Source organism: Roseibium sp., from assembly GCF_965276855.1.
Lineage (GTDB): Bacteria > Pseudomonadota > Alphaproteobacteria > Rhizobiales > Stappiaceae > Roseibium.
The window spans coordinates 4,408,576-4,428,635 of sequence record NZ_OZ255700.1 but is presented as its reverse complement, the minus strand read 5'-3'; the positions used below and the strand labels follow the sequence as shown (position 1 = coordinate 4,428,635).

The 20,060-nt window shown below is 54.7% G+C and carries 18 protein-coding genes; 8 read left to right on the top strand and 10 right to left on the bottom strand.

The features are described 5' to 3' along the window. Window positions 1-132 precede the first annotated feature (132 nt). Both ACQY4Z_RS20355 and ACQY4Z_RS20350 read left to right on the top strand, forming a co-directional pair. Window positions 133-1,359: a GGDEF domain-containing protein gene (locus ACQY4Z_RS20355; protein WP_428524336.1), complete on the top strand. Its 1,227-nt coding sequence runs from the start codon at window positions 133-135 to the stop codon at window positions 1,357-1,359. Between the two features lie 331 nt (window positions 1,360-1,690). After that, window positions 1,691-2,851 (top strand): GGDEF domain-containing protein, encoded by a 1,161-nt coding sequence (locus ACQY4Z_RS20350; protein ID WP_428524334.1) that lies wholly within the window; start codon window positions 1,691-1,693, stop codon window positions 2,849-2,851. Window positions 2,852-2,884: 33 nt separating this feature from the next. Here the strand turns inward: ACQY4Z_RS20350 and ACQY4Z_RS20345 are convergent, their stop codons facing one another. From ACQY4Z_RS20345 to ACQY4Z_RS20335, 3 genes are read right to left on the bottom strand one after another with little or no spacing between them, the layout of a single operon-like run. Continuing rightward, window positions 2,885-3,775: a D-alanyl-D-alanine carboxypeptidase family protein gene (locus ACQY4Z_RS20345; RefSeq protein WP_428524332.1), complete on the bottom strand. Its 891-nt coding sequence runs from the start codon at window positions 3,773-3,775 to the stop codon at window positions 2,885-2,887. 29 nt (window positions 3,776-3,804) lie between these two features. Next, a complete protein-coding gene (locus ACQY4Z_RS20340) occupies window positions 3,805-4,566 on the bottom strand; it encodes an ABC transporter permease (protein WP_428524330.1) in 762 nt (253 codons plus the stop codon). A gap of 46 nt (window positions 4,567-4,612) precedes the next feature. After that, window positions 4,613-5,539 carry an ABC transporter ATP-binding protein gene (locus ACQY4Z_RS20335; RefSeq protein WP_428524328.1) on the bottom strand — a complete coding sequence of 309 codons (927 nt, stop codon included), beginning with the start codon at window positions 5,537-5,539 and terminating at the stop codon, window positions 4,613-4,615. A 245-nt stretch (window positions 5,540-5,784) separates the two neighbouring features. Here ACQY4Z_RS20335 and ACQY4Z_RS20330 point away from each other — a divergent pair, with 245 nt between their 5' ends. The 4 genes from ACQY4Z_RS20330 to ACQY4Z_RS20315 all read left to right on the top strand — a co-directional run bounded on the left by ACQY4Z_RS20330 (window position 5,785) and on the right by ACQY4Z_RS20315 (window position 10,077). After that, a complete protein-coding gene (locus ACQY4Z_RS20330; protein WP_133946658.1) occupies window positions 5,785-6,687 on the top strand; it encodes a pirin family protein in 903 nt (300 codons plus the stop codon). A 69-nt stretch (window positions 6,688-6,756) separates the two neighbouring features. Continuing rightward, on the top strand, window positions 6,757-7,908 hold the full coding sequence (locus ACQY4Z_RS20325) for a GNAT family N-acetyltransferase (RefSeq protein WP_428524326.1): 1,152 nt from the start codon (window positions 6,757-6,759) through the stop codon (window positions 7,906-7,908). A 308-nt stretch (window positions 7,909-8,216) separates the two neighbouring features. Next, window positions 8,217-8,654, top strand: a complete 438-nt coding sequence (locus ACQY4Z_RS20320; RefSeq protein ID WP_306150097.1) for a hypothetical protein — start codon at window positions 8,217-8,219, stop codon at window positions 8,652-8,654. A gap of 511 nt (window positions 8,655-9,165) precedes the next feature. Beyond that, on the top strand, window positions 9,166-10,077 hold the full coding sequence (locus tag ACQY4Z_RS20315) for a PhzF family phenazine biosynthesis protein (RefSeq protein ID WP_209178553.1): 912 nt from the start codon (window positions 9,166-9,168) through the stop codon (window positions 10,075-10,077). 110 nt (window positions 10,078-10,187) lie between these two features. On the opposite strand, the gene ACQY4Z_RS20310 is transcribed toward ACQY4Z_RS20315, so the two are convergent. Beyond that, window positions 10,188-11,204: a DUF3616 domain-containing protein gene (locus tag ACQY4Z_RS20310; protein ID WP_428524323.1), complete on the bottom strand. Its 1,017-nt coding sequence runs from the start codon at window positions 11,202-11,204 to the stop codon at window positions 10,188-10,190. A 486-nt stretch (window positions 11,205-11,690) separates the two neighbouring features. Between ACQY4Z_RS20310 and ACQY4Z_RS20305 the strand changes: the two genes are divergently transcribed. Further along, window positions 11,691-13,247 (top strand): 2-isopropylmalate synthase, encoded by a 1,557-nt coding sequence (locus ACQY4Z_RS20305; protein ID WP_008193919.1) that lies wholly within the window; start codon window positions 11,691-11,693, stop codon window positions 13,245-13,247. A 91-nt stretch (window positions 13,248-13,338) separates the two neighbouring features. On the opposite strand, the gene ACQY4Z_RS20300 is transcribed toward ACQY4Z_RS20305, so the two are convergent. After that, window positions 13,339-13,875: a GNAT family N-acetyltransferase gene (locus ACQY4Z_RS20300; protein ID WP_428524321.1), complete on the bottom strand. Its 537-nt coding sequence runs from the start codon at window positions 13,873-13,875 to the stop codon at window positions 13,339-13,341. Between the two features lie 198 nt (window positions 13,876-14,073). After that, on the bottom strand, window positions 14,074-15,036 hold the full coding sequence (miaA, locus tag ACQY4Z_RS20295; protein ID WP_428524319.1) for a tRNA (adenosine(37)-N6)-dimethylallyltransferase MiaA: 963 nt from the start codon (window positions 15,034-15,036) through the stop codon (window positions 14,074-14,076). Here miaA and serB point away from each other — a divergent pair. Further along, complete coding sequence (gene serB, locus ACQY4Z_RS20290; RefSeq protein WP_428524317.1) at window positions 15,035-15,925, top strand: phosphoserine phosphatase SerB; 891 nt, start codon at window positions 15,035-15,037, stop codon at window positions 15,923-15,925. The two genes, miaA and serB, sit on opposite strands and share 2 nt — an antisense overlap. 69 nt (window positions 15,926-15,994) lie before the next feature. On the opposite strand, the gene ACQY4Z_RS20285 is transcribed toward serB, so the two are convergent. From ACQY4Z_RS20285 to hflK, 4 genes are all read right to left on the bottom strand, one after another. Next, on the bottom strand, window positions 15,995-17,461 hold the full coding sequence (locus ACQY4Z_RS20285; protein WP_428529619.1) for a Do family serine endopeptidase: 1,467 nt from the start codon (window positions 17,459-17,461) through the stop codon (window positions 15,995-15,997). A 158-nt stretch (window positions 17,462-17,619) separates the two neighbouring features. Continuing rightward, entirely contained in the window at window positions 17,620-17,805 is a 186-nt protein-coding gene (locus ACQY4Z_RS20280) for a DUF2065 domain-containing protein (RefSeq protein WP_428524315.1), read from the bottom strand. After that, complete coding sequence (hflC, locus tag ACQY4Z_RS20275) at window positions 17,802-18,731, bottom strand: protease modulator HflC (protein ID WP_209174028.1); 930 nt, start codon at window positions 18,729-18,731, stop codon at window positions 17,802-17,804. Before hflC ends, ACQY4Z_RS20280 begins: the two co-directional genes overlap by 4 nt. A gap of 2 nt (window positions 18,732-18,733) precedes the next feature. Beyond that, window positions 18,734-19,933: an FtsH protease activity modulator HflK gene (hflK, locus tag ACQY4Z_RS20270; protein WP_209174029.1), complete on the bottom strand. Its 1,200-nt coding sequence runs from the start codon at window positions 19,931-19,933 to the stop codon at window positions 18,734-18,736. Window positions 19,934-20,060 lie beyond the last annotated feature (127 nt).

Genomic DNA, 20,060 nt, shown 5'->3' with positions numbered 1-20,060 from the left:
GTTTGCGTAACAAAAGACTTCCAGCGATTACACTTTGATGAAATTTTGGTGCGCAGAAACAATTGGCCAGAAACCCGTACTGCCCTAGAGTAAGAGCAAGCGCTAGAACAAAAATCCTGGAGACCGGTTTTTATGACGCCATTGCCACTGTTTTCGGCAAACATGCTTCTATTATCGGTCTTTGCCATTTCCTTTTTGGCAATCTCTTTTAGTGCCCGCCCGAACACGCATTGGCGAAGCTGGGCTGTTGCAAATGCATTGTCAGTGGGTGCCCTTGCCGCAGTCGCAAGCCTTTCTGAGCTGACATTGATTGCGGCTTATTTGCTGCCCAACATTCTTCTGCTCGCGGGGTTCGGCTTTCATCTTCATGCAGCGCGCAGCCTCAAGCAGGAATCAACCCAATACAGTGTTGTACTCGCACCTGCAGGCATCTACGTTCTCGTGGCTATTGTGGCTTACCTGCTGGAAGCTTATGCCCTCGCGTACATTGCTTCAAACGTACTTTTTGCAGCGCTTTGCGTCGCCATTGCTGTGACTTATGGATCTGCTTCGTTCCGTGGCCTCGTTTCCAGTTTCCCCCTGATCGTCGCGTTTGGACTGTTGGCCTTGGAGGCTGGCGTCCGGCTCCTGAATGGCCTTTTGGCCGAAGGCCCATTGGGTCCGGGAATGATTGAAGACGGGGCAGTCAACATTCATCTGATGATTTCGCTCATGTTCGTTGCCATATCCGGCGCATTCTTTATGGCGATTTCATTTGAGCAGCTAGCGCGCGACAATCATGAAGACGCCCGGCGGGATCCACTGACAGGAACATTTAACCGCCGGGAATTCCTAAGGCGGTTGGAGGCGCAACTCCAACCCGCAGAGGGAACAAGTTTTGGTTTGGTCCATTTTGACCTTGACCATTTCAAACAGGTCAACGACCGGTTTGGACATGTTGCGGGCGACGAAGCCTTGGTAAAGGTCTGCCAGGCGATCCGGCACCATTTGCGCCGGAGCGATTGTTTTGCACGCCTAGGCGGCGAGGAATTCGGCCTTCTTCTGCCCAATGTTGGCCGGGAAGATGCGCTCATGATCGCAGAGCGAATCCGCAAACTGGTTGAAAACCAGTCCTATGATTTTGCACCGGAAGGCTTTCAAATCACCATTTCTGGCGGCATGTATCACGGCATCGGCGAGGGCCTGACACCAACAGATCTATTCAAGATCGTGGACGCCGGTCTTTACACGTCAAAGAATACAGGCCGCAACCGGATCACGTTGGTCGGTCAAGAGACAGAAACGCCAAATTTTTCCAATGAATTGGTGCAAATCGATGGCCTCAGCCAGCCTGGAAATGAGCTCCAATCAGCCGTGTGAATTCAGTGTTTGCTGTGCCGTGCAGTGACAGACATTAACAGACCTTCTACGAAGCCAGATAATTTTGCGATAGCCGCTCTGTCTTGGCGGCACAAGGCTCCAATAGTGACAAAGCCGTGCTGACTAAAAAGGGCTGCAAAGTGGAAGTTCGTACGCAGACTGCGTCCAGCAGTTAAATGCTTTTTACTGACACTCGCCTTTGCACTAGAAGCCCCGAACAATCAATTCGCAATTCTTACACCTTAAAATACTTTTCGTTTGAAGTGTTTCTTTAACTGAATCACAGTTTATCTAGATTTGCCGGCACCGAAATAATCCTGAGTGCGACTTGATGATACTGAATATTCCGACGCTCTTTGCTGTCAACGTTCTTTGTAGCGTTATATTTTTTATCGCCACGCTCATCGCCGGATATGTTGAACCAAAACGGAGTTTCTGGCGCAGCTGGACATTCTGTTTCGGCTTTGGAACCGTTTCGCTCATTTTCTCGACAGTCGGATTTGCCTACAGCCAGTTTGCAGCTTTGCAGATCGGCAACTTTTTGCTCTTTCCAACATTTTATTTCTACGTCGAGGGAATGGCACGCCTGGCAAACAAAAGTGTTTCGCGGAGTTTCCTTTATATCGGGACCCTATTGGCCGCTGGCGCTGCATTTTATTCCTTCACAGAACAGCAAAGCCAATACACAGATACACTGAACCAGATCACCGTTGTCGTCAGCTGCACTTACTGCATACGCCTCCTGTTGACATCCCCATTACATGAACAAACATCCCGGTATGGATTTTTGTTCTCTGCCGTGCTTCACAGCAGTATTTCTGCATTTCACCTAATATACATATTATTTTCACCTTGGAACGAAATCGAAGATGGAATACACGCCGGCATACTAACAACACATCTTTTAGTTGGTATCATTTTTACTGTTTTAAACGGGACATTTCTCTTTGCGTTTGTTCACGAGCAGACAGCTCGTGAGAATCGCGAAGAAGCGTTGCGAGATCCGTTAACAAACGCCTTCAACCGACGGGCGTTTGATCAGTTCCTAAAGTTGCTGCTGGCCCGGAAGGATCCTGAACCATTTGCACTATTCCAGTTCGATCTGGACCACTTCAAATCAGTGAACGACAAATACGGTCACCCGGCAGGCGATCAGGTTCTTATCGAGTTTGTGCGCCTGTTAAAAAGCATGACACCAAAACCAAGGTTTGTGGCCCGTCTTGGCGGCGAGGAATTTGCTGTGATAGCAAGCAATACAACGAGAGAGCAGACGGAACATACAGCGGAACGTATTCGCCAGTCGCTTCAAGACATGTCTGTCGAACTGGGAACCGGGCAAAAAATAAATGTCACCACTTCAATTGGCGCATACTTCGGCCTTAGCAATCGCCCATATACCGAACTTCTGTCAGCCGTAGACCAAAGCCTATATGCAGCTAAAAAATCCGGCCGCAATCAGACCGTTATGACGGACTGCAGCCAAGCTGGATAATGCTTTTTTGTCTACAGACGCGTCTAAACCAGTTCAAAAATGAGTTTCGATCAGCCGTGTGACCTCGGCATCGCGGGCCTGTTCTGATTTGCCACCCATAACCACAACAATCAGTTGCTTGCCGCCGCGGCGCGCCGTTGCGACGAGATTGTAGCCAGACATGCGAATATACCCGGTTTTCAGACCATCGACGCCTTGGACTTTGCCGAGGAGATTGTTGGTCGCGCGGAATGACCGCCCGTTGTAGGTAAAAGACTGAGCACGGTAATAACTCGCATATTGAGGAAACCGGCGCTTCAAGGCCAGGCCCAGCTTTGCCATGTCCCGCGCTGTAGTCACCTGGGATGGATCTGGAAGGCCGGTGGCATTGACAAAACGGGTGCGCGACAGGCCCAGCGCGCGGGCATTTTGGGTCATCTCACGCGCAAAGGCCGCCTCACTGCCAGCAAGGTTTTCTGCAACCGCCACACCGACATCATTGGCCGATTTGACGGCCAGTGCCCGGGCTGCCTGCTCGACCGTGATCGTGCTGCCGGCCTTCAGGCCAATCTTGGCCGGTGGCTGGGACGCCGCGTTTGCAGACACATTCAATGGGCTCGACAACCGGTTTTCCCCGGAACTGACGCTCTCAAACAACATGTAAAGCGTCATCATCTTTGTAAGGGACGCCGGGAAGCGCGGGGCATCGGCGTTGACGGCATAGAGTTCCTGGCCCGTTGCGGCATTCAGCACAAGGGCCGAAAAGCCCCTCTCCTGCGCGGTCGCAGCGGCATAACTGACAACAGGCAAAGACGCGGATTGAACCGCTGCAGACTGACCGGAAGCTGCGCCAGATTGTGAAGGCGCTCCTGCCGTTTGACAGGCGGCCAAAGACGCCGCCAGCACCACCGCCAAAAGACTGCGCATAAAGCGCGAAAAACTCATGTTTGCCCTCAAACTCAACTCGGAGACCCCTAGGGTTTCAGCTTGTAACCCGTTTTAAAGATCCAATGAACAATCGCAAGGGAGACGCCCAAAAACAGGAGCGTCATAAACAGCGAGAGCCAAAGAGAGACGTCGGCCTGGCCGTAAAAACTCCACCGGAATCCTGAAATCAAATAGACGACCGGGTTGATCAACGTCACTTTCTGCCAGACTTCAGGCAGCATCGAAATCGAGTAAAAGCTTCCCCCCAGAAAGGCGAGCGGCGTCACGATCAACAGCGGGACGAATTGCAGCTTCTCGAAATTATCGGCCCAAATGCCGATGATGAAACCGAGCAGCGCAAACGTGATGGCCGTCAACAAAAAGAAGGCCGCCATCGAGAACGGATGTTGGATTTCAATGTCGACGAAAAAGTTGGCCGTGATCAGAATGATCAAACCAACAACAATCGATTTTGTCGCAGCGGCTCCAACATAGGCGATGGTAATTTCCAAAAATGAGATCGGTGCCGACAACACCTCGAAAATCGTGCCTGTAAACTGCGGGAAATAAATACCGAAGGAGGCGTTAGACAGGCTCTGCGTCATCAGGGAGAGCATGATTAGGCCCGGCACAATAAACGCACCGTAGGAGACACCATCCACCTCGCTGATCCGGGATCCGATTGCTGCACCAAAGACAACAAAATAGAGAACCGTGGAGATCACCGGTGAGATGATCGACTGCATGATCGTGCGTTTGGTGCGCGCCATTTCGGCAAGATAAATTGCTTTGACCGCTTCAAAATTCATTCGTTTTGTCCTTGCTTAGCGGCAGAAAAGTCAGATGCCATAGGGCTCAGTCTCCCTTTCTCACAAGATCAACGAAAATATCCTCCAGCGAGGACTGATCGGTCTGGAGATCATGGAAATGAACACCGGCTTTTGAAAGATCCGTCAGCAAGGCGGTGATGCCCGTCCGCTCACCTTGCGTGTCGTAGGTATAGGTCAAACTGCTGCCGTCCTCGGACAGTTTGAGATCGTACTTCTGCAGTTCCGGGGGAAGCTCTGTTACGGCGCAGCTGAGAGACAGGGTCAACTCCTTGCGGCCGAGCTTTTGCATGAGACGGTTCTTGTCTTCAACAAGGATGATTTCTCCCTTGTTGATGACCCCGACCCGGTCGGCCATTTCCTCAGCTTCTTCGATGTAGTGCGTGGTCAGAATGATCGTGACACCCTTGTCCTTCAGCTCACCAACGATGCGCCACATGTCGTGGCGCAGTTCCACATCCACCCCTGCTGTTGGCTCATCCAAGAACAGGATCTCCGGCTCATGAGCCAGAGCCTTGGCCACCAAAAGCCGGCGTTTCATGCCGCCGGAAAGAGCCATGATCGGGTTTTTGCGCTTATCCCAAAGCGTCAGATCCTTGAGTATTTTCTCAACCAGGTCCGGGTTTGGTTTCAAACCAAACAGACCCCGGCTCAAGGCCACGGTATCGCCAACCATTTCGAAGGGCGCGGTCGGCATTTCTTGGGGCACCAGACCAATCATCCGCCGCGCCGCGCGGTAGTCTTTCAGTGCATCGTGCCCGCCAACGGTGATGCTCCCAGACGTTGGCCGGACGAGGCCACAGATTGTGCTGATCAAGGTTGTCTTGCCGGCACCATTGGGACCAAGAAGCGCGAAAACCTCGCCTTTTTCGATCTTAAGAGACACCGATTTCAGCGCCTGAAACCCGCCATCATAGGTTTTCTCCAGATCTTGGACGGAAAGGATCGGCGCCATGAAAATCTAACCAGTTTTTTGAAATGTATCAGACCGGCAGACTGCGGGTCGTTTGGGCGGGCACACTCGCATGTGGTCCAAGCAACTGCAAGATACAAGGCTGGCTCCATCCTGACAGTCCCTGTCAGCAGATCGGAATTGATTGTTTCGAATGTCGAAACGCTGCGTCCAACCGCTCCCCTATAGGTTTCCGAGACAGATCCTCTATGTTCCAGACCAAGATCCAACAAAGTCTGGAATAAGCCATGTCCGTTCGCCCCGTCACCCATATCGGTTCAACCCAGTCCACACTTGAAGGCGCTGGCGTCAAGTTGGAACGGGTGTTCGGTTTTCAAGATCCGGAGATGTTGGATCCGTTTCTGATGATGGACGATTTCCGCAACAACCGCCCTGAAGACTATCTCGCCGGATTTCCCTGGCACCCGCATCGGGGCATTGAAACGATCACTTATGTGCTGAAGGGCACCGTGGAACATGGCGACAGTCTGGGAAACACAGGCACACTTGGCGCAGGCTCTGTGCAATGGATGACGGCGGGCCGCGGGATCATGCACCAGGAGATGCCCAAAGGGGATGAGACCGGCAAAATGCACGGATTTCAACTCTGGGCCAACCTGCCCTCATCCCTGAAAATGACGGAACCGCGCTACCAGGATATCGAAGGCAAGGACGTCCCCGTCGTCGTGGATGATGACGGCACATCCGCACGTGTGATCATTGGGGAGTTCTGGGGCAAGAAGGGTCCTGTCGACGGGATTGCAGCCGACCCGCAGTATCTGGATATTCATGTTCCTGCGGGACGTAAAAAACGTTTCAAGGTCGATACTTACAAACAGACCTTCGCATACATCTTCGAAGGTTCAGGCAAGTTTGAAGGTGCTTCGGATCCATTTGGCGTGCTGACTGAAAAGGAGTTCGGGGGCGAAGAGCTCAAGATCCGCGACCAGACCGGAGACCGCACTCTGGTCATATTCGGTACGGGCGACGAGATCGTGGTTCATGCGGGTGAGAACGGGATCCGTTTTCTGCTGGTCTCGGGCGCCCCCATCAAGGAACCTGTGGCGTGGCACGGTCCGATCGTCATGAACACGCGTGAAGAACTGATGCAGGCGATCACGGAACTCCAGAACGGGACGTTCATCAGGTAGGCCATCAACCGCCTTGCAACTTTCACATTCAATCACTACGGCTATCTGATCATAACTGATTGGACAGCTATGCCTTTGAAACTCCGTGCCGCGACTGCAGACGATGCACCGGCTCTCACTCAGATCATGCACGATGCCAAGGCCTCTTGGGGGTATCCCGAAGACCTGATGTGCCAGTGGTGTGGGCAGTGGCACATCACATCGCAGATGATCACCGAGCAGGAGATGATTGTTGCCGAAGACGCCGGTCATGCGATCGCTTTTTCCGGACTAAAGCAAAACACGCCTCAATCCGTCACGCTCGAGTATCTCTATGTTTCGCCAGGCGCTCAAAAGAAAAGCATAGGCACCCTGCTTCTCCAGCGCAGCGAAGATCGTGCCCGTCAAATTGGTTGTGACAAGGTCACTCTGCGCAGTGAGGTGAATGCAGGCGGCTTTTATGAGCGGAGACAGTACAGGACTGTCGGCCAGGAACCCAGCAAGATGGCGCCAGGCCGGTTCATGCCCCTGATGGAAAAGACACTTTTGGGCAATGTAGTGCCGATTTCAGAAATCACGCTCTCGGTTTCATCAAACCCTTGGGATTTTGAAACGGGAAATGCCGCTGAAATATCCGCACACTTTGCGGAGCAACAAAGGCGGATCCCGGAGCTGTGGAACGGCAGAACGCTCAAGCTTACCAGTCATTCATTTGACAATGGCGCCCTCACCGGTGTGTGCACGGAATGCTCTTATGCCGCGTTCCTGACTTGGCGGGATTGGGGCGCTCCGGATCTGACAACATTCAACCTCTTCGGATCGGCGGTCATACGCTCATCGGACGGCGCACTCCTCTACGGTGTCATGTCCGCTCATACAGCAACCGCCGGTCAGATCTACCCACCTGGTGGCAACCTTGATCCGTCTGACGTCGGTCCGACAGGGCTGATCGACATCCAGGGGGCGATCGCGCGGGAACTGGAGGAAGAGACTGGGCTTCGCCTGAATGATCTTGTGCCAGACGACTTGCTGATCGTTTTCGACGGTGCTCGTATCAGCGTTGCGCAAGTGTTCGACAGCGACCGGTCAGCCGAAGCGCTCCGTCATGACATCATCGCATATTCGATGGCCTCAGAGGAAAAGGAACTTGCTGACATCCGCATCATCCGATCGGGACGAGACCTTACCGATCCTAAGGTCGCCTCCTATGCGAGGGCGCTTGGAAACCACATCTTGCGCTAGATACTAACGCTGGAGCCATGGGAGATCCGGAAAAGGGCTTATCCGAGTGTATCAATTGAATGGCTTTCAGCATTCAGCAACTGAAGAGGCTTACCCTTTGCAAACACCAACGCAAGAGCTCAATTGAATAAATCGCCGCCACGCCCGTGAAAGATGATCGCCAGCCCCCGACCAATCATCGATGCCGGTTATATCAATGCCGCAGTTGGTCAAATTGAGATAGACCCCAACACTCTTGGTTCAAATGGCTGTTCATTGGTTCTCAAAATGAGAAGATCCAGCCAATCTGTGAAGAAGCGACGCCAACAATGAAAAATGGTAAAAACAGCGACAATACTATAGCGGTTGAGATCGCTGATCTCATTTTCGACAATATAGATTCTGTAAAGACCCATCTTAATCTGGACAGTTATGATACTACTGCAGTTGTCATGCGAATAACCGCTGCGTCTGATGGCGAAGGTGGTGTCTCTGAGGCCAAGTTGGCACAGCAATTAAACATTACCCGGCCGACCATGAACCGGATCATCCGCAGGTTGCTTGATACCCAGCACATCCTTGCAATTTCAGACACTTCGCCGAAGAAATACGTCTTCAATTTTGACTATGAACCAGCCCAATCAAAGACCGATTCAAAGCGCGCGAAGTTAAACTTTCAGCGTTCTGTAATAGATCGGTGTGTGGCAGCGCTCCTCGCGGTCTTCTGGTCATTTGAACGTTATCAATTTGAGAACGAAGACGAATAAGGCTTGAAGACCGAACAGCCGCTCAGTAGCATGATCATATTGCTGATGATATTTCAGTAGAGCAGAGATGGGGAGCAATTTTTTGTTTCGGGCATACTATCTTCTGCTTGGGCCACTTTGAGACTTTTTAAATCAGTATGAAGATGGGCGGGTTGATTTCTACCGCTTATTGGCAGACTGGCAAAGAAACCTTTCGAAGGACTGCTTCTCCAAGAGCAGTCCTTTTTTTTGCTTGAACGGCTCTGCCACAGGTACCGCCCCACCAAAATCGATCCTTCTGAAGATGTCATTGCAGACCAGCTGTCTTACGTCCTTGGAGAGCTCTGATCTCCGCAAAGCGCTTATTCCGCAATTAGCGCAGCTATCCGCCAATCACAGCCATCAGCACCCGGCCACGCAAGAGTTTGTTCACCAACAATCGCGGCAAAGGTCTGGCGGGACTTGCGAAGAAATGTAAAAGTCCGCTCACCTTCGAACTAGAAATGCGTTCGATCTCCAGGGAGAACACTGCATGAGCCGCCGCTACGCGATCTTGGACGTCTTTACAAACAAGGCATTGGCCGGAAATCCGCTGGCCGTGGTGCTGGACAGTGAGGACTTAAGCGATGAGCAAATGCAAAAGATTGCCGGCGAGTTCAACTTGTCCGAAACCGTGTTTGTCTTCCCTCCCGAGAATCCGGGGCACTCCGCTTCGATGCGAATTTTCACACCAAAATGCGAGTTGCCCTTCGCAGGCCACCCAACTGTCGGCACGGCGATTTTGATGGCCGTTGAGCGCTTTGGGGATGTTTCCGGCGAGCAGGACGCGGTGGTTGTCCTCAAACAAAAGATCGGTACAGTCCGCTGTGCCGTGATCTTGCGGGAAAATGCAACTGCATTCGCGGAGTTTGATGTGCCGGCGCTGCCGGAACCGGCTGGTCCGACGCAGAATATTGAACTCATAGCGGCCGCGCTCAATCTGGAGCCGTCAGACATCGGCTTTGAAAATCATGCTCCTTCCCGATTCAAGGTCGGTCCAGCCTTCAATTTCATCCCGGTCCGGGATTTGAATGCCCTGGCGCAGGCAAAGCCGGTCCCCGCAATGTGGAAGAAGGGCTTTGGCAATGACGAGCATAACGATGCCTACGTCTATTGCCGGGAAACCCGGTCTCATGACAGTGCGTTCCACGCCCGCTTGTTTGCGCCTGACATGGGCATCATGGAAGACCCGGCGACCGGATCAGCAGCAGCCGCTTTTGCGGGCGTGATACGGCATTATGATGGACTGACAGCTGGCACCCATCACATCCGGATCGAACAGGGCTTTGAAATGGGCCGTCCGTCGCTGATCGACCTGGAGATCGATATTGAAAACGGCGACATGCATGCCATCCGGGTTGGCGGACAGGCAACGCTGGTCGCCCGGGGCGAACTGTTTCTTTAGGCCGTTGCCAAAGGCCACCCGCCCGGCCATAGATCTCATCTAATCAATCAAATAAAGCCCCGGCGCGATCCGGGGCTTTTCGTTGTCGACCCTAAGCACCACATGCGGCCCTATCTGGCGAACCTGTATTCGCGTGGCCCACCATCCGTCGCGCCGTCGTACATGACAAGCAGGTCAAACGAGGCCGCGTCTTCCGCCAAAACCAACACGGTCTCTGCTTTGTGGTCCTTATCCGGCATTCTTAGATCTGCCAGTTTCGAGAGGGTTAGGCTTGGGAACAGGAGATGGTGAAGCGCATAGTCCCCCTTCGATTGGACAGGGCCGGACAATACGATCAGACCGTCAGAAACGGCGGCGAGATCCCGGACCCCGGTTCCACTTCCGAGGGCCAACTCAATCACGTCCAAATCCGGTTTTGAGTTGGAAAACAGCGCATCGACATTGACGCTGCGCAGAAATGCACGGCCATCGACGGAAGGACCGCGCAGGCCAATGTAAAGCCGGCCATCATGGTATGCGAGGCCTTCGATGTTGACACCGCCGCCGCCCTCACCCAGCGGCTTTTCGGCATACTGGCCAATAGGATCCGGTGCACCTTTCAAGATCGCTCTGAGCGCATCGGTCCGCTCGATGTCCGGGGCAACCTTCTTCTTGGAAAACTCGAACTCTGGAAACACGTTCTGTTCATCAACCGAAAACCGGAACAGAAAGAAAGAGGAGGGATTGAACTCTGATTTCTTGCGGCTCAGCCCATGCGATCCGACGATATAGAAATACCCGTCACCGTAAGCGGCGCCTTCTGCATCGATCTCGCCGGTTTTTGCGCCATTCAGCTCCTTTGGCAACAAACGCATGGATTTGCCCGGAATGATCCGGTTACCGTCTATGGTGAAAAACTGCGTTCGCTGCTTTTCATCCAGAGCGACCACACATACTGGTGGAGCGACTGGAGCGCAGGCAGCACCACTGATGCTCTTGCGCAGCTTCTTTTTGCCGTCGAACTCCGGTTTTACTGACCATTCTGCGACAAAGCCGACCTCATCTGCACTCGCAAGACCGTTCGGCACACAGAGCAAGGCGACCGCTCCGGCTACGGCACACATCAATGTTGCTGTCTTCCGGATCACCGCTCTGCTCCCAAAAGTGTTTCGGACATCCATTTTAGCAAAACATCCGCCAAAGCCAGCCCGTTCCAACGACTAAAATATGAACTCCAGAATTCTTTCTATCTTGATCAAACAGGGTAAGCTCCGCAAAAGCTGGTTGCATCAAAAACAATCCTGCCCTAAGAACTACGAAGATTAACGCACCAGTCACTCTTTGAGAGCAGACTTGGTGTCGTATTTTGGAACGACCAAAGGCCATAAGAAGACCCATGATCGCGCATCGCGACATTGCAGCATCTTCTATCGACGCGCAGATCCAGCAGCGCGGCGGCCTTCTCCTACTTGGCGATCTCCTCCTTCTTAGATGCCCCTGAGCGTCGGCTGTTCGCATGTTTTGAAGCGAACGGGCACTTAGGGGAGAAGTCTTAGAACCGCATCAGAAAATCCGGATCGCGCGCCCCACCCGATCACTCAAAACGGCCCGATCCAGCTAAGGGACGAAACATCATGACTGCCACCTCCGAGAAGGATCAGATCCGCATCTTCGACACCACCTTGCGCGATGGAGAACAATCGCCTGGTGCGTCCATGACATTGGAAGAAAAGCTGCAAATTGCAGAAATTCTCGATGAAATGGGTGTCGACATTATCGAAGCCGGTTTCCCGATCGCCTCCAACGGTGACTTTGAAGCCGTACGTGAAATCGCCAAACGGTCCCAGAACTCAACCATCGCCGGTCTGGCCCGCGCTATTCACGCCGACATCGACCGGTGTGGCGAAGCTGTCAAATATGCGGGAAAGGGCCGGATCCATACATTCGTTTCCACCTCCCCGATCCATTTGCAGTTCCAAATGAACAAGAACCAGGAAGAGGTTCTGGAAATCATCACCGACACCGTTACCCGCTCACGCAATCTGATCGACGATGTCGAATGGTCGGCCATGGATGCGACTCGCACACCGATCGACTATCTGTGCCGTTGTGTGGAAGCCGCGATCAAATGCGGCGCGACCACGATCAATCTGCCGGATACCGTCGGTTATGCGACGCCGGATGAATACAAGGCGATGTTCGAGCAGATCATCGAGCGCGTCCCGAACTCTGATCAGGCCATCTTCTCCGTACACTGTCACGACGATCTGGGCCTGGCGGTTGCCAACTCCCTGGCTGGGGTTGCCGGCGGCGCACGGCAGATCGAATGCACGATCAACGGCTTGGGCGAACGTGCGGGCAACGCGTCCCTGGAAGAAATTGTCATGGCGATCCGCACCCGCGGCGACATCCTGCCTTATGAGACTCAAATCGATCCGCAATTCCTGGTCCGCGCATCCAAAATGGTGGCTGGCGCATCCGGCTTTGCTGTTCAATACAATAAGGCCATCGTCGGCAAGAACGCGTTTGCTCACGAGAGCGGCATTCACCAGGACGGCATGCTGAAGAATGCCGAAACCTACGAAATCATGCGTCCGGAAGATGTCGGCGTCAAAGCCACGTCCTTGGTCATGGGCAAGCACTCCGGCCGTCATGCGTTCCGCGACAAGCTGCGTGAATTGGGCTTCGAGCTGGGTGACAATGCCCTGCAGGACGCCTTCCGCCGATTCAAGGATCTGGCCGACCGCAAGAAGCACGTCTACGACGAAGACATTGAGGCGCTGGTCGAGGATGAAATCAACATCCTGGGCGAAAGCACCAAGGTTATCGCATTGACGGTAATTGCCGGAACGGGCGGACCTCAGAAGGCGATTCTGACCATGGATGTCGACGGTCAGCATGTCACAAAAGAAGCGACCGGTGACGGCCCGGTCGATGCAACGTTCAACGCGATCAAGGCGATCTCGCCGCACGAGGCAACCTTGTCGCTCTACCAGGTGCACGCGGTGACCGAGGGCACGGACGCGCAGGCTGAAGTGTCCGTCCGGCTGGAAGCAGATGGCCGGATCGCGACGGGTAAGGGCGCGGATACGGACACGCTCGTCGCCTCTGCAAGGGCGTATGTCTCTGCCATGAACAAGCTGGCGCAGCGTCGGCAGGCGAGTAATCCAGGCGCTCTGCAGGCCGTCTAATCCGAAGGGACAGCAGGTCCATATCCCTGAGACCAAAAAAGCGGCGCCGGATGGTGCCGCTTTTTTTGTTACGCACTGGATTGTGTGGACCTCAAGCGCTCATGAGATAGGTCTGCATTGACGGGCTGAGCATTTGAAAAAGATCGGCCTGCATGCCGCCAATGGCCTTGCTCTCCCGATGCGTGAAACCGGCGTCCAGGATAACCTGCCGCATGGCCCTGTTATCAACTCGCACCACCGATACGAGATGGGAGAAATAGGTCTCCCGAAAGAACCAGTCCGTCAGCGCTTTGCACAAACGTCGGGGCACATTCGATATCTTTCCGTGCGTGGACGGCAGGCAATAACCAAGACTGATTTCAGATGTCTCAGACAAGGGCGTGAACCCTGCCCAGCCCAGAAATTCCCCATCTTGTGCCTCAACCTTCCAACGGGAGACACCGAAGTCATCTTGTGACCGGAGCGCGGACTGGACGAATTTTTCGGCAGCCATGGCTTTGCAGGCATCACTGCCTTCCAGACATCCGTTACCACCGCAATTTACCTGAAGTGATTTGATGAGGTCGGTGTCCGACAAGGACAGCGGAACAAGGCGAATGGTGTCGCATTCGAGAATTATCGTCTGCATATCATCCTCCCGGATACCGGCTTTGGAGTTATCCATGACGAGGATTCGCGGCCTCGTTTCTTTTCACAGGGCTCATGTAACCCTGAATTGTGCCCTTCGCATGACAGACCAAAGTATAATGCGAAATTATCGATGAAAATATTCGTATTTACAACAAGTTAACGTGAAACTCACAGTGCACTGCACAAACTTCTGGTTTCACTCAGCGCGCAGAAATTCATCGGCAATTCGGGTAGTGTCAATTTCTTTTGACGGGTCAAGCCGTTGCCAGTCCGGCATCTGATTGCGAAACCAGGTTTCCTGACGTTTGGCGTACTGACGCGTTGCAACAACAAGCCGGTACTCTGTTTCCCCAATATCGCGGCTGCCTGTTAATAAACCTGCGATTTCCTTTACGCCAATGGCCCGCATGGCCGGCAATTTATATGACAACTCCCGCGCGAGCAGGGTTTTGACTTCTTCGATTCCCTCCGGGGTCAGCATTAGGCCGGCCCGTTTTTCAATCCTGTCGTGAAGCCATGGACGTGGCGGTGCGAGTACCAGGCACAGGCAGTCGTCGATGTCCAAAAGCGGTGGTGACTGCTGTTCGGCCTGGAGCTCCGCCAGCGGCCGTCCGGTGGTCAAAAGCACTTCGAGCGCCCGCGCCAAGCGTTGCGGATCATTGAGCCCTTCAGCGCCGTTGCGGTCGCCCGCCTCGGCCAATGCTGCCTTAAGCGCTGGAACGCCACCGTCATCCGCCAGAGAGCGGGCTTTTGTGCGCACGTCTTCCGGGATTTCGGGGAGCTCGGCAAAGCCCTCGGTTAATGCCTTGAAGTACAGCCCCGTTCCGCCAACAAGGACCGGGATCTGCCCGGTAGACCAGATCAGCTCCAGTTCGTCTGACATCCGGCGCAACCACGCGCCTGTCGAAAAAGCTTCCGACGATGGCAGGACGCCATAGAGGCGATGCGGGACCTCTGCCTCCTCGTCTTCAGATGGGCGCGCACTGACAAGGCGCAGATCCTCGTAAAGCTGCATGGAATCGGCATTCACAACGACCCCATTGACCCGTTTTGCCAATTCAATCGCCAAGGCTGACTTGCCGCTGGCCGTTGGGCCCGCTATCAGAATGGCGCGCCGCTTGTGCGCACTGTCCGGCCCTGTTTCAAAGGATTTGTCCATGTCCCTCGTCGCTACCCTGGTGTCAAAGCCGACTGCCCCTGCCGTAGGCGTAGATTTGGCTCAAAGGGCGGCGGAGGCGCTGAAGTCTGACACGCCGCCAACCCCACTTAATCCCGGTGTAGCTGCGGATATCTTCTTTGATGGGGTCGACGCAAGGGCTGCCGACACAAAGCTACGGGAAATCATAGCAGCCGCTCCGGTTGACGTGTTTGTTCAGCCAGTGGAAAGCCGCAAGAAGAAGCTACTGATTGCGGATATGGACTCCACGATGATCCGCCAGGAATGCATCGATGAACTGGCGGCCGAGCTCGGCCTTAAAGAGAAAATATCCGAGATCACCGAGCGGGCCATGCGCGGTGAGATCGATTTCGAACCGGCCCTTCGTGAACGGGTGTCCCTCCTCAAGGGCTTGCCGCTTTCTGCCATCGACAGCGTTCTAAGCAATCGCATCACGCTCATGCCCGGTGGCCGTACGCTTGTGCAAACCATGAAAGCCAATGAGGCCTATTGTGCCTTGGTTTCAGGGGGCTTTACCCACTTCACAGGCACGATCGCCGCCATGATCGGCTTTGATGAAAACCAGGCCAACATCCTTCTGGAGGATGACGAAAAGCTATCCGGCCTTGTCGCAGAGCCAATTCTTGGACGCGATGCCAAGCGCGAGCGCCTAGAAGCGCTGGTCGCAGACAAGGGATTGTCGTTCGATGACACGATTGCGGTCGGGGACGGTGCAAATGATCTGGCGATGATTGAGCGCGCAGGCGCTGGTGTTGCCTATCGGGCAAAACCGGCTGTCGCTGCTGCCGCCGACTTCCGCATCGACCACGGCGACCTCACTGCCCTCCTCTATTTCCAAGGATATGCGGATCAGGACTTTGTGCTGAGCTAAGAGCTTTCACAAAAGAAAAAAGGGCGCCCATCGGCGCCCTTTCGATTTTTTCCATCGGAGTTGAAAAGCCTAGTTGTCCTCGATCCGAACCGGAACGAAACGAACATCGCCGGTCGGGTTGGACAGAAGCAGAAGCGCTGACCGGCGGCCGTCATCCTTCAGCTTCTGGATTTCCGCTTCGACGTCGGCGGGTGTCGACACAGCCTCTTGAGCGACTTCCTTGATGACATCGCCTGCCATCACACGCTTTTCTTCTGCAGAAGACCCAACTTCGACTTCGGTCACAACGACACCAGTCACGTCTTCTTCAATGGAAAACTGCTGGCGCAATGCGTCATCAAGCTCTGCCAAGGTCATGCCCAGCACCTTGCTGGTTTCGGCAGGTTGATCCGGCTCTTGCTCTGCAGGCGCGCTCGCCTCGGTGACTTGGTTTTCTTCAAGGCGCTCCAGGGTCACGCGGATCGTGACTTCCTCGCCTTTCCGCAGCACAACGACATCGACTTCCTTGCCAATCGCCGTTTCAGCTACCATCCGCGGCAGTTCCCGCATGGATTCAACGGTCTTGCCGTCAAACTTGATGATGACGTCTCCCGCCTCGATGTTGCCCTTTGCAGCCGGACCATCATCGGTCACGCCGGCAACAAGCGCCCCAATCGCATCGTCCATGCCAAGGCTCTCAGCGATTTCGTCCGTCACTTCCTGGATACGGACACCAAGCCAGCCACGGCGGGTTTCACCAAACTCTCGGAGCTGATCGATGACGCGGATGGCAGTCTTCGCCGGGATCGCAAAGCCAATGCCAATGGATCCGCCGGACGGCGAGATAATGGCCGTGTTGATGCCGATCACGTTGCCGTCCATATCAAACAGCGGACCACCGGAGTTGCCGCGGTTGATGGAGGCATCCGTCTGAATGAAGTTGTCGTAAGGGCCTGCATTGATGTCGCGGTTCCGGGCAGACACGATACCAACGGTGACCGTGCCACCAAGGCCGAACGGGTTGCCGATAGCCATCACCCAGTCGCCGACACGGATACCGTCAGAGTCGCCGAATCCGACCTCTTTCAGCGGGGTTTCCGGCTCCACCTTGAGAACAGCGATATCCGTTTTCTCATCGGTTCCAATCACTTCGGCACGCAGCTTGGTGCCGTCGTTGAAGTTCGCCGTAACTTCGTCGGCCCCTTCGATCACGTGGTTGTTTGTGATGATGATCCCGGCTTCACCGTCCAGAACAAAACCAGAGCCGAGGGACTGGACACGGCGTGGCTGGTCATCGTCGCGGTTCTGGCGGTTGAAGAATTCTTCAAAAAACTCCTGGAAAGGAGAGCCCTCGGGAACCTGCGGCATCGGTACAGACCGCTGTCCCTGGACTGTTTGAGCCGTGGATATGTTCACCACGGCATCTGCAAGGTTCTCGGCAAGATCTGCGACACTTTCAGGTCCATGGCCGTCATGCGCATGAGAGCCTTGGAAGGGGGTAACCGCAATCAAACCGCCGAGCATAATGCCCGCCGTTGCACAGACAACGCGCGGCATGCCTTGGCGTAATAGTTTCAGAGCCATAGGGCTTTATCCTCCATACCAGCCATCGTGACTGTCGTGAGAGTGCGAACGGGACTGGGCGATGCCCAGGACTTAGCAGACAATATAGAACGGGCGGGAGGTTTTGGCCCCTCCCGCCCTTAAACTTTTCGCTATCCGCGGATGATCCACACAAGAAATACGCCAACAACGGCCGCGCCTAGTCCAGCGGCGCGAAGCGTTTGGTCCGGTGTTTCCAGAGCACTGCGCATGACATTTTTCATGCCACCTGGCGCAATTGCGTACAGAACTCCTTCCAACACCAGGACCAAACCGATCGCCGTCAAAAGCTCATTCATTGCGCGGCGAGCGAGGGTGACCGGATATCTTCCACATCGTCAGATCCACCACCGCCGGCCGGAGCATTCACGCCGGTCGGGTCCTTGAAGAACCGGAAGAAGCTGGAATCCGGAGACAGGACCAGGCTTGTATCGCCCGACTGCAATCCGGCTTCATACGCCTGCATGGACCGGTAAAACGCGAAGAACTCAGGATCTGCACCGAAGGCTTCAGCAAAGATCCGGTTCCGCTCCGCATCGCCATCACCGCGAATGATTTCTGAATCACGGTTGGCTTCTGCAACAAGAACGGTTGCGTCACGGTCGGCACGAGACCGGATACGGCGGGATTGCTCTTCACCCTGCGCGCGGATCTCTGTTGCTTCCCGCTGACGCTCGGTCTGCATCCGGGCGAAAATCGCCTGCGAGTTCGCATCCGGAAGGTCCGCACGGCGGATCTTCACGTCGACAACTTCAATGCCAAGCTCAGACGCCGCCTGGGAGACTTCCTGACGGATCTGCTCCATGAGGCCAGACCGGTCGTCCCGGACGATGGCTTCGAAGGATGCTTTACCCAACTCGGACCGGAGCGAAGACTGAAGGAACGTTGACAGACGCTGGTTCGCCGTCGGGATGTTGTTCACGCGCTGATAGAACAGGACCGGGTTTGAAATCCGGTAGCGTGCGAAGGCATCCACGACGAGACGCTTCAGGTCAGCCGCAATCACTTCCTGCGGGCTCATGTTCAAATCGAGGATCCGCTTATCGAGGTAAACTACGTTCTGCACGAACGGGTATTTCAACTGCGGACCCGGCTCCTGGATCACCCGGTCGACACGTCCGAGCTGCAGAACAAGTGCCTGCTGCGTCGGATTGACGACGAAGATCGAGGTGTAGAGCAGAAAGCCGATAACAACGACAACAATACCAAGAATACCGCTACGCATGATCAGTTACCTCCCGTACGGGTGGACTGGCCGGCGCCGCGACCGTTGAGGTCGTTCAGCGGCAGGAATGGCAGGACGCCAGATCCAGCGGAGTTGCTGTCGATGATGATCTTGTTGTTATCACCCAAGACTCTCTCCAGGGTTTCCAGGTACAGACGTTCGCGCGTCACATCAGGCGCATTTCTGTACTCTTCATAAATTTTGGTGAAACGCTGTGATTGACCGGTCGCTTCGGCAATTGCCTGCTCTTTGTAGGCATTTGCGCGTTCCAGAATACGGGCCGCTTCACCGCGCGCTTCCGGAACCATCCGGTTGGCGTAGGCTTGCGCTTCGTTCTGGATCCGCTCCTGGTCCGCACGTGCGGCCTGAACATCGCGGAACGCGTCAATAACCTGCTGCGGCGGGTCAACCTTCTGCATCTGCACTTCGGTGATCTCGATACCGGCCTGGTAGGAGTCCAGAGTGCTTTGCATCAAGGTTGCAACGTCGTTCTGAATGGTCACGCGGTTCTGCGTCAGGATCGCGTCAATGTTGGATTCGCCAACGACCTCACGCATCGCGCTTTCCGCAACTGCCTTAACAGTGCCTTCCGGGTTCTGAATGTTGAACAGGAAGTTTGTGATGCCATCACGGGTGTTTTTGATACGCCACTGCACCTTGAAGCCGACATCAACGATGTTTTCGTCACCGGTCAGCATGAGGCTCTCTTCCGGAACATCGCGGGAGCGGACTGCGCCAGTATTCGTGAAGAGCTCTTCAACACCAACGGTGGTTTCGCGCTGCTGCTCGACCTGCGGCTTGTAAACCTCACCGATCGGATAAGGCCAATTGTAGTGGAAACCGGTGCCTGTCTGGTCTGTGACCTTACCAAGCACAAGCTCAACACCGACCTCACCGCGACCTTCGTCAACGATGTAGACACCGGTTGCGAGCCAACCAAGGACACCAAGGCCAATAACAATCAGAATGCCCAGGATGCCAAGACCACCGCCGCCACCTGGCAGGACGTTTTTCATGCGGTCCTGGGTGCGTTTCAGGAGTTCTTCAAGGTCGGGCGGATTGCCACCGCCGCCGCCACCGCCCCGATTGGGACCACCGCCCCACGGACCGTTGTTGTTTCCTCCACCGCCGCCCCATGGGCCGCCGTTGTTTCCACCACCCCAGGGGCCACCACCGCCACCTGACTGATTGCTCCAAGGCATCAAGACTTCCTTCTGTGAACTCCAGCCACGATACCCGCGGCTGGAATTGGGCTTTCGCCCGTTCTGACTCAACGTAGGTTATAGGGAGGTTACCTTGTGCTTTCAACGCAGCACCCGGCTTCCCACC

Coding starts and splice junctions, on each gene's coding strand:
- ACQY4Z_RS20355 (WP_428524336.1), top strand. CDS start 133: ATGACGCCATTGCCACTGTTTTCGGCAAACATGCTTCTATTATCGGTC.
- ACQY4Z_RS20350 (WP_428524334.1), top strand. CDS start 1,691: ATGATACTGAATATTCCGACGCTCTTTGCTGTCAACGTTCTTTGTAGC.
- ACQY4Z_RS20345 (WP_428524332.1), bottom strand. CDS start 3,775: ATGAGTTTTTCGCGCTTTATGCGCAGTCTTTTGGCGGTGGTGCTGGCG.
- ACQY4Z_RS20340 (WP_428524330.1), bottom strand. CDS start 4,566: ATGAATTTTGAAGCGGTCAAAGCAATTTATCTTGCCGAAATGGCGCGC.
- ACQY4Z_RS20335 (WP_428524328.1), bottom strand. CDS start 5,539: ATGGCGCCGATCCTTTCCGTCCAAGATCTGGAGAAAACCTATGATGGC.
- ACQY4Z_RS20330 (WP_133946658.1), top strand. CDS start 5,785: ATGTCCGTTCGCCCCGTCACCCATATCGGTTCAACCCAGTCCACACTT.
- ACQY4Z_RS20325 (WP_428524326.1), top strand. CDS start 6,757: ATGCCTTTGAAACTCCGTGCCGCGACTGCAGACGATGCACCGGCTCTC.
- ACQY4Z_RS20320 (WP_306150097.1), top strand. CDS start 8,217: ATGAAAAATGGTAAAAACAGCGACAATACTATAGCGGTTGAGATCGCT.
- ACQY4Z_RS20315 (WP_209178553.1), top strand. CDS start 9,166: ATGAGCCGCCGCTACGCGATCTTGGACGTCTTTACAAACAAGGCATTG.
- ACQY4Z_RS20305 (WP_008193919.1), top strand. CDS start 11,691: ATGACTGCCACCTCCGAGAAGGATCAGATCCGCATCTTCGACACCACC.
- ACQY4Z_RS20300 (WP_428524321.1), bottom strand. CDS start 13,875: ATGCAGACGATAATTCTCGAATGCGACACCATTCGCCTTGTTCCGCTG.
- serB (WP_428524317.1), top strand. CDS start 15,035: ATGTCCCTCGTCGCTACCCTGGTGTCAAAGCCGACTGCCCCTGCCGTA.
- miaA (WP_428524319.1), bottom strand. CDS start 15,036: ATGGACAAATCCTTTGAAACAGGGCCGGACAGTGCGCACAAGCGGCGC.
- ACQY4Z_RS20285 (WP_428529619.1), bottom strand. CDS start 17,461: ATGCCGCGCGTTGTCTGTGCAACGGCGGGCATTATGCTCGGCGGTTTG.
- ACQY4Z_RS20280 (WP_428524315.1), bottom strand. CDS start 17,805: ATGAATGAGCTTTTGACGGCGATCGGTTTGGTCCTGGTGTTGGAAGGA.
- hflC (WP_209174028.1), bottom strand. CDS start 18,731: ATGCGTAGCGGTATTCTTGGTATTGTTGTCGTTGTTATCGGCTTTCTG.
- hflK (WP_209174029.1), bottom strand. CDS start 19,933: ATGCCTTGGAGCAATCAGTCAGGTGGCGGTGGTGGCCCCTGGGGTGGT.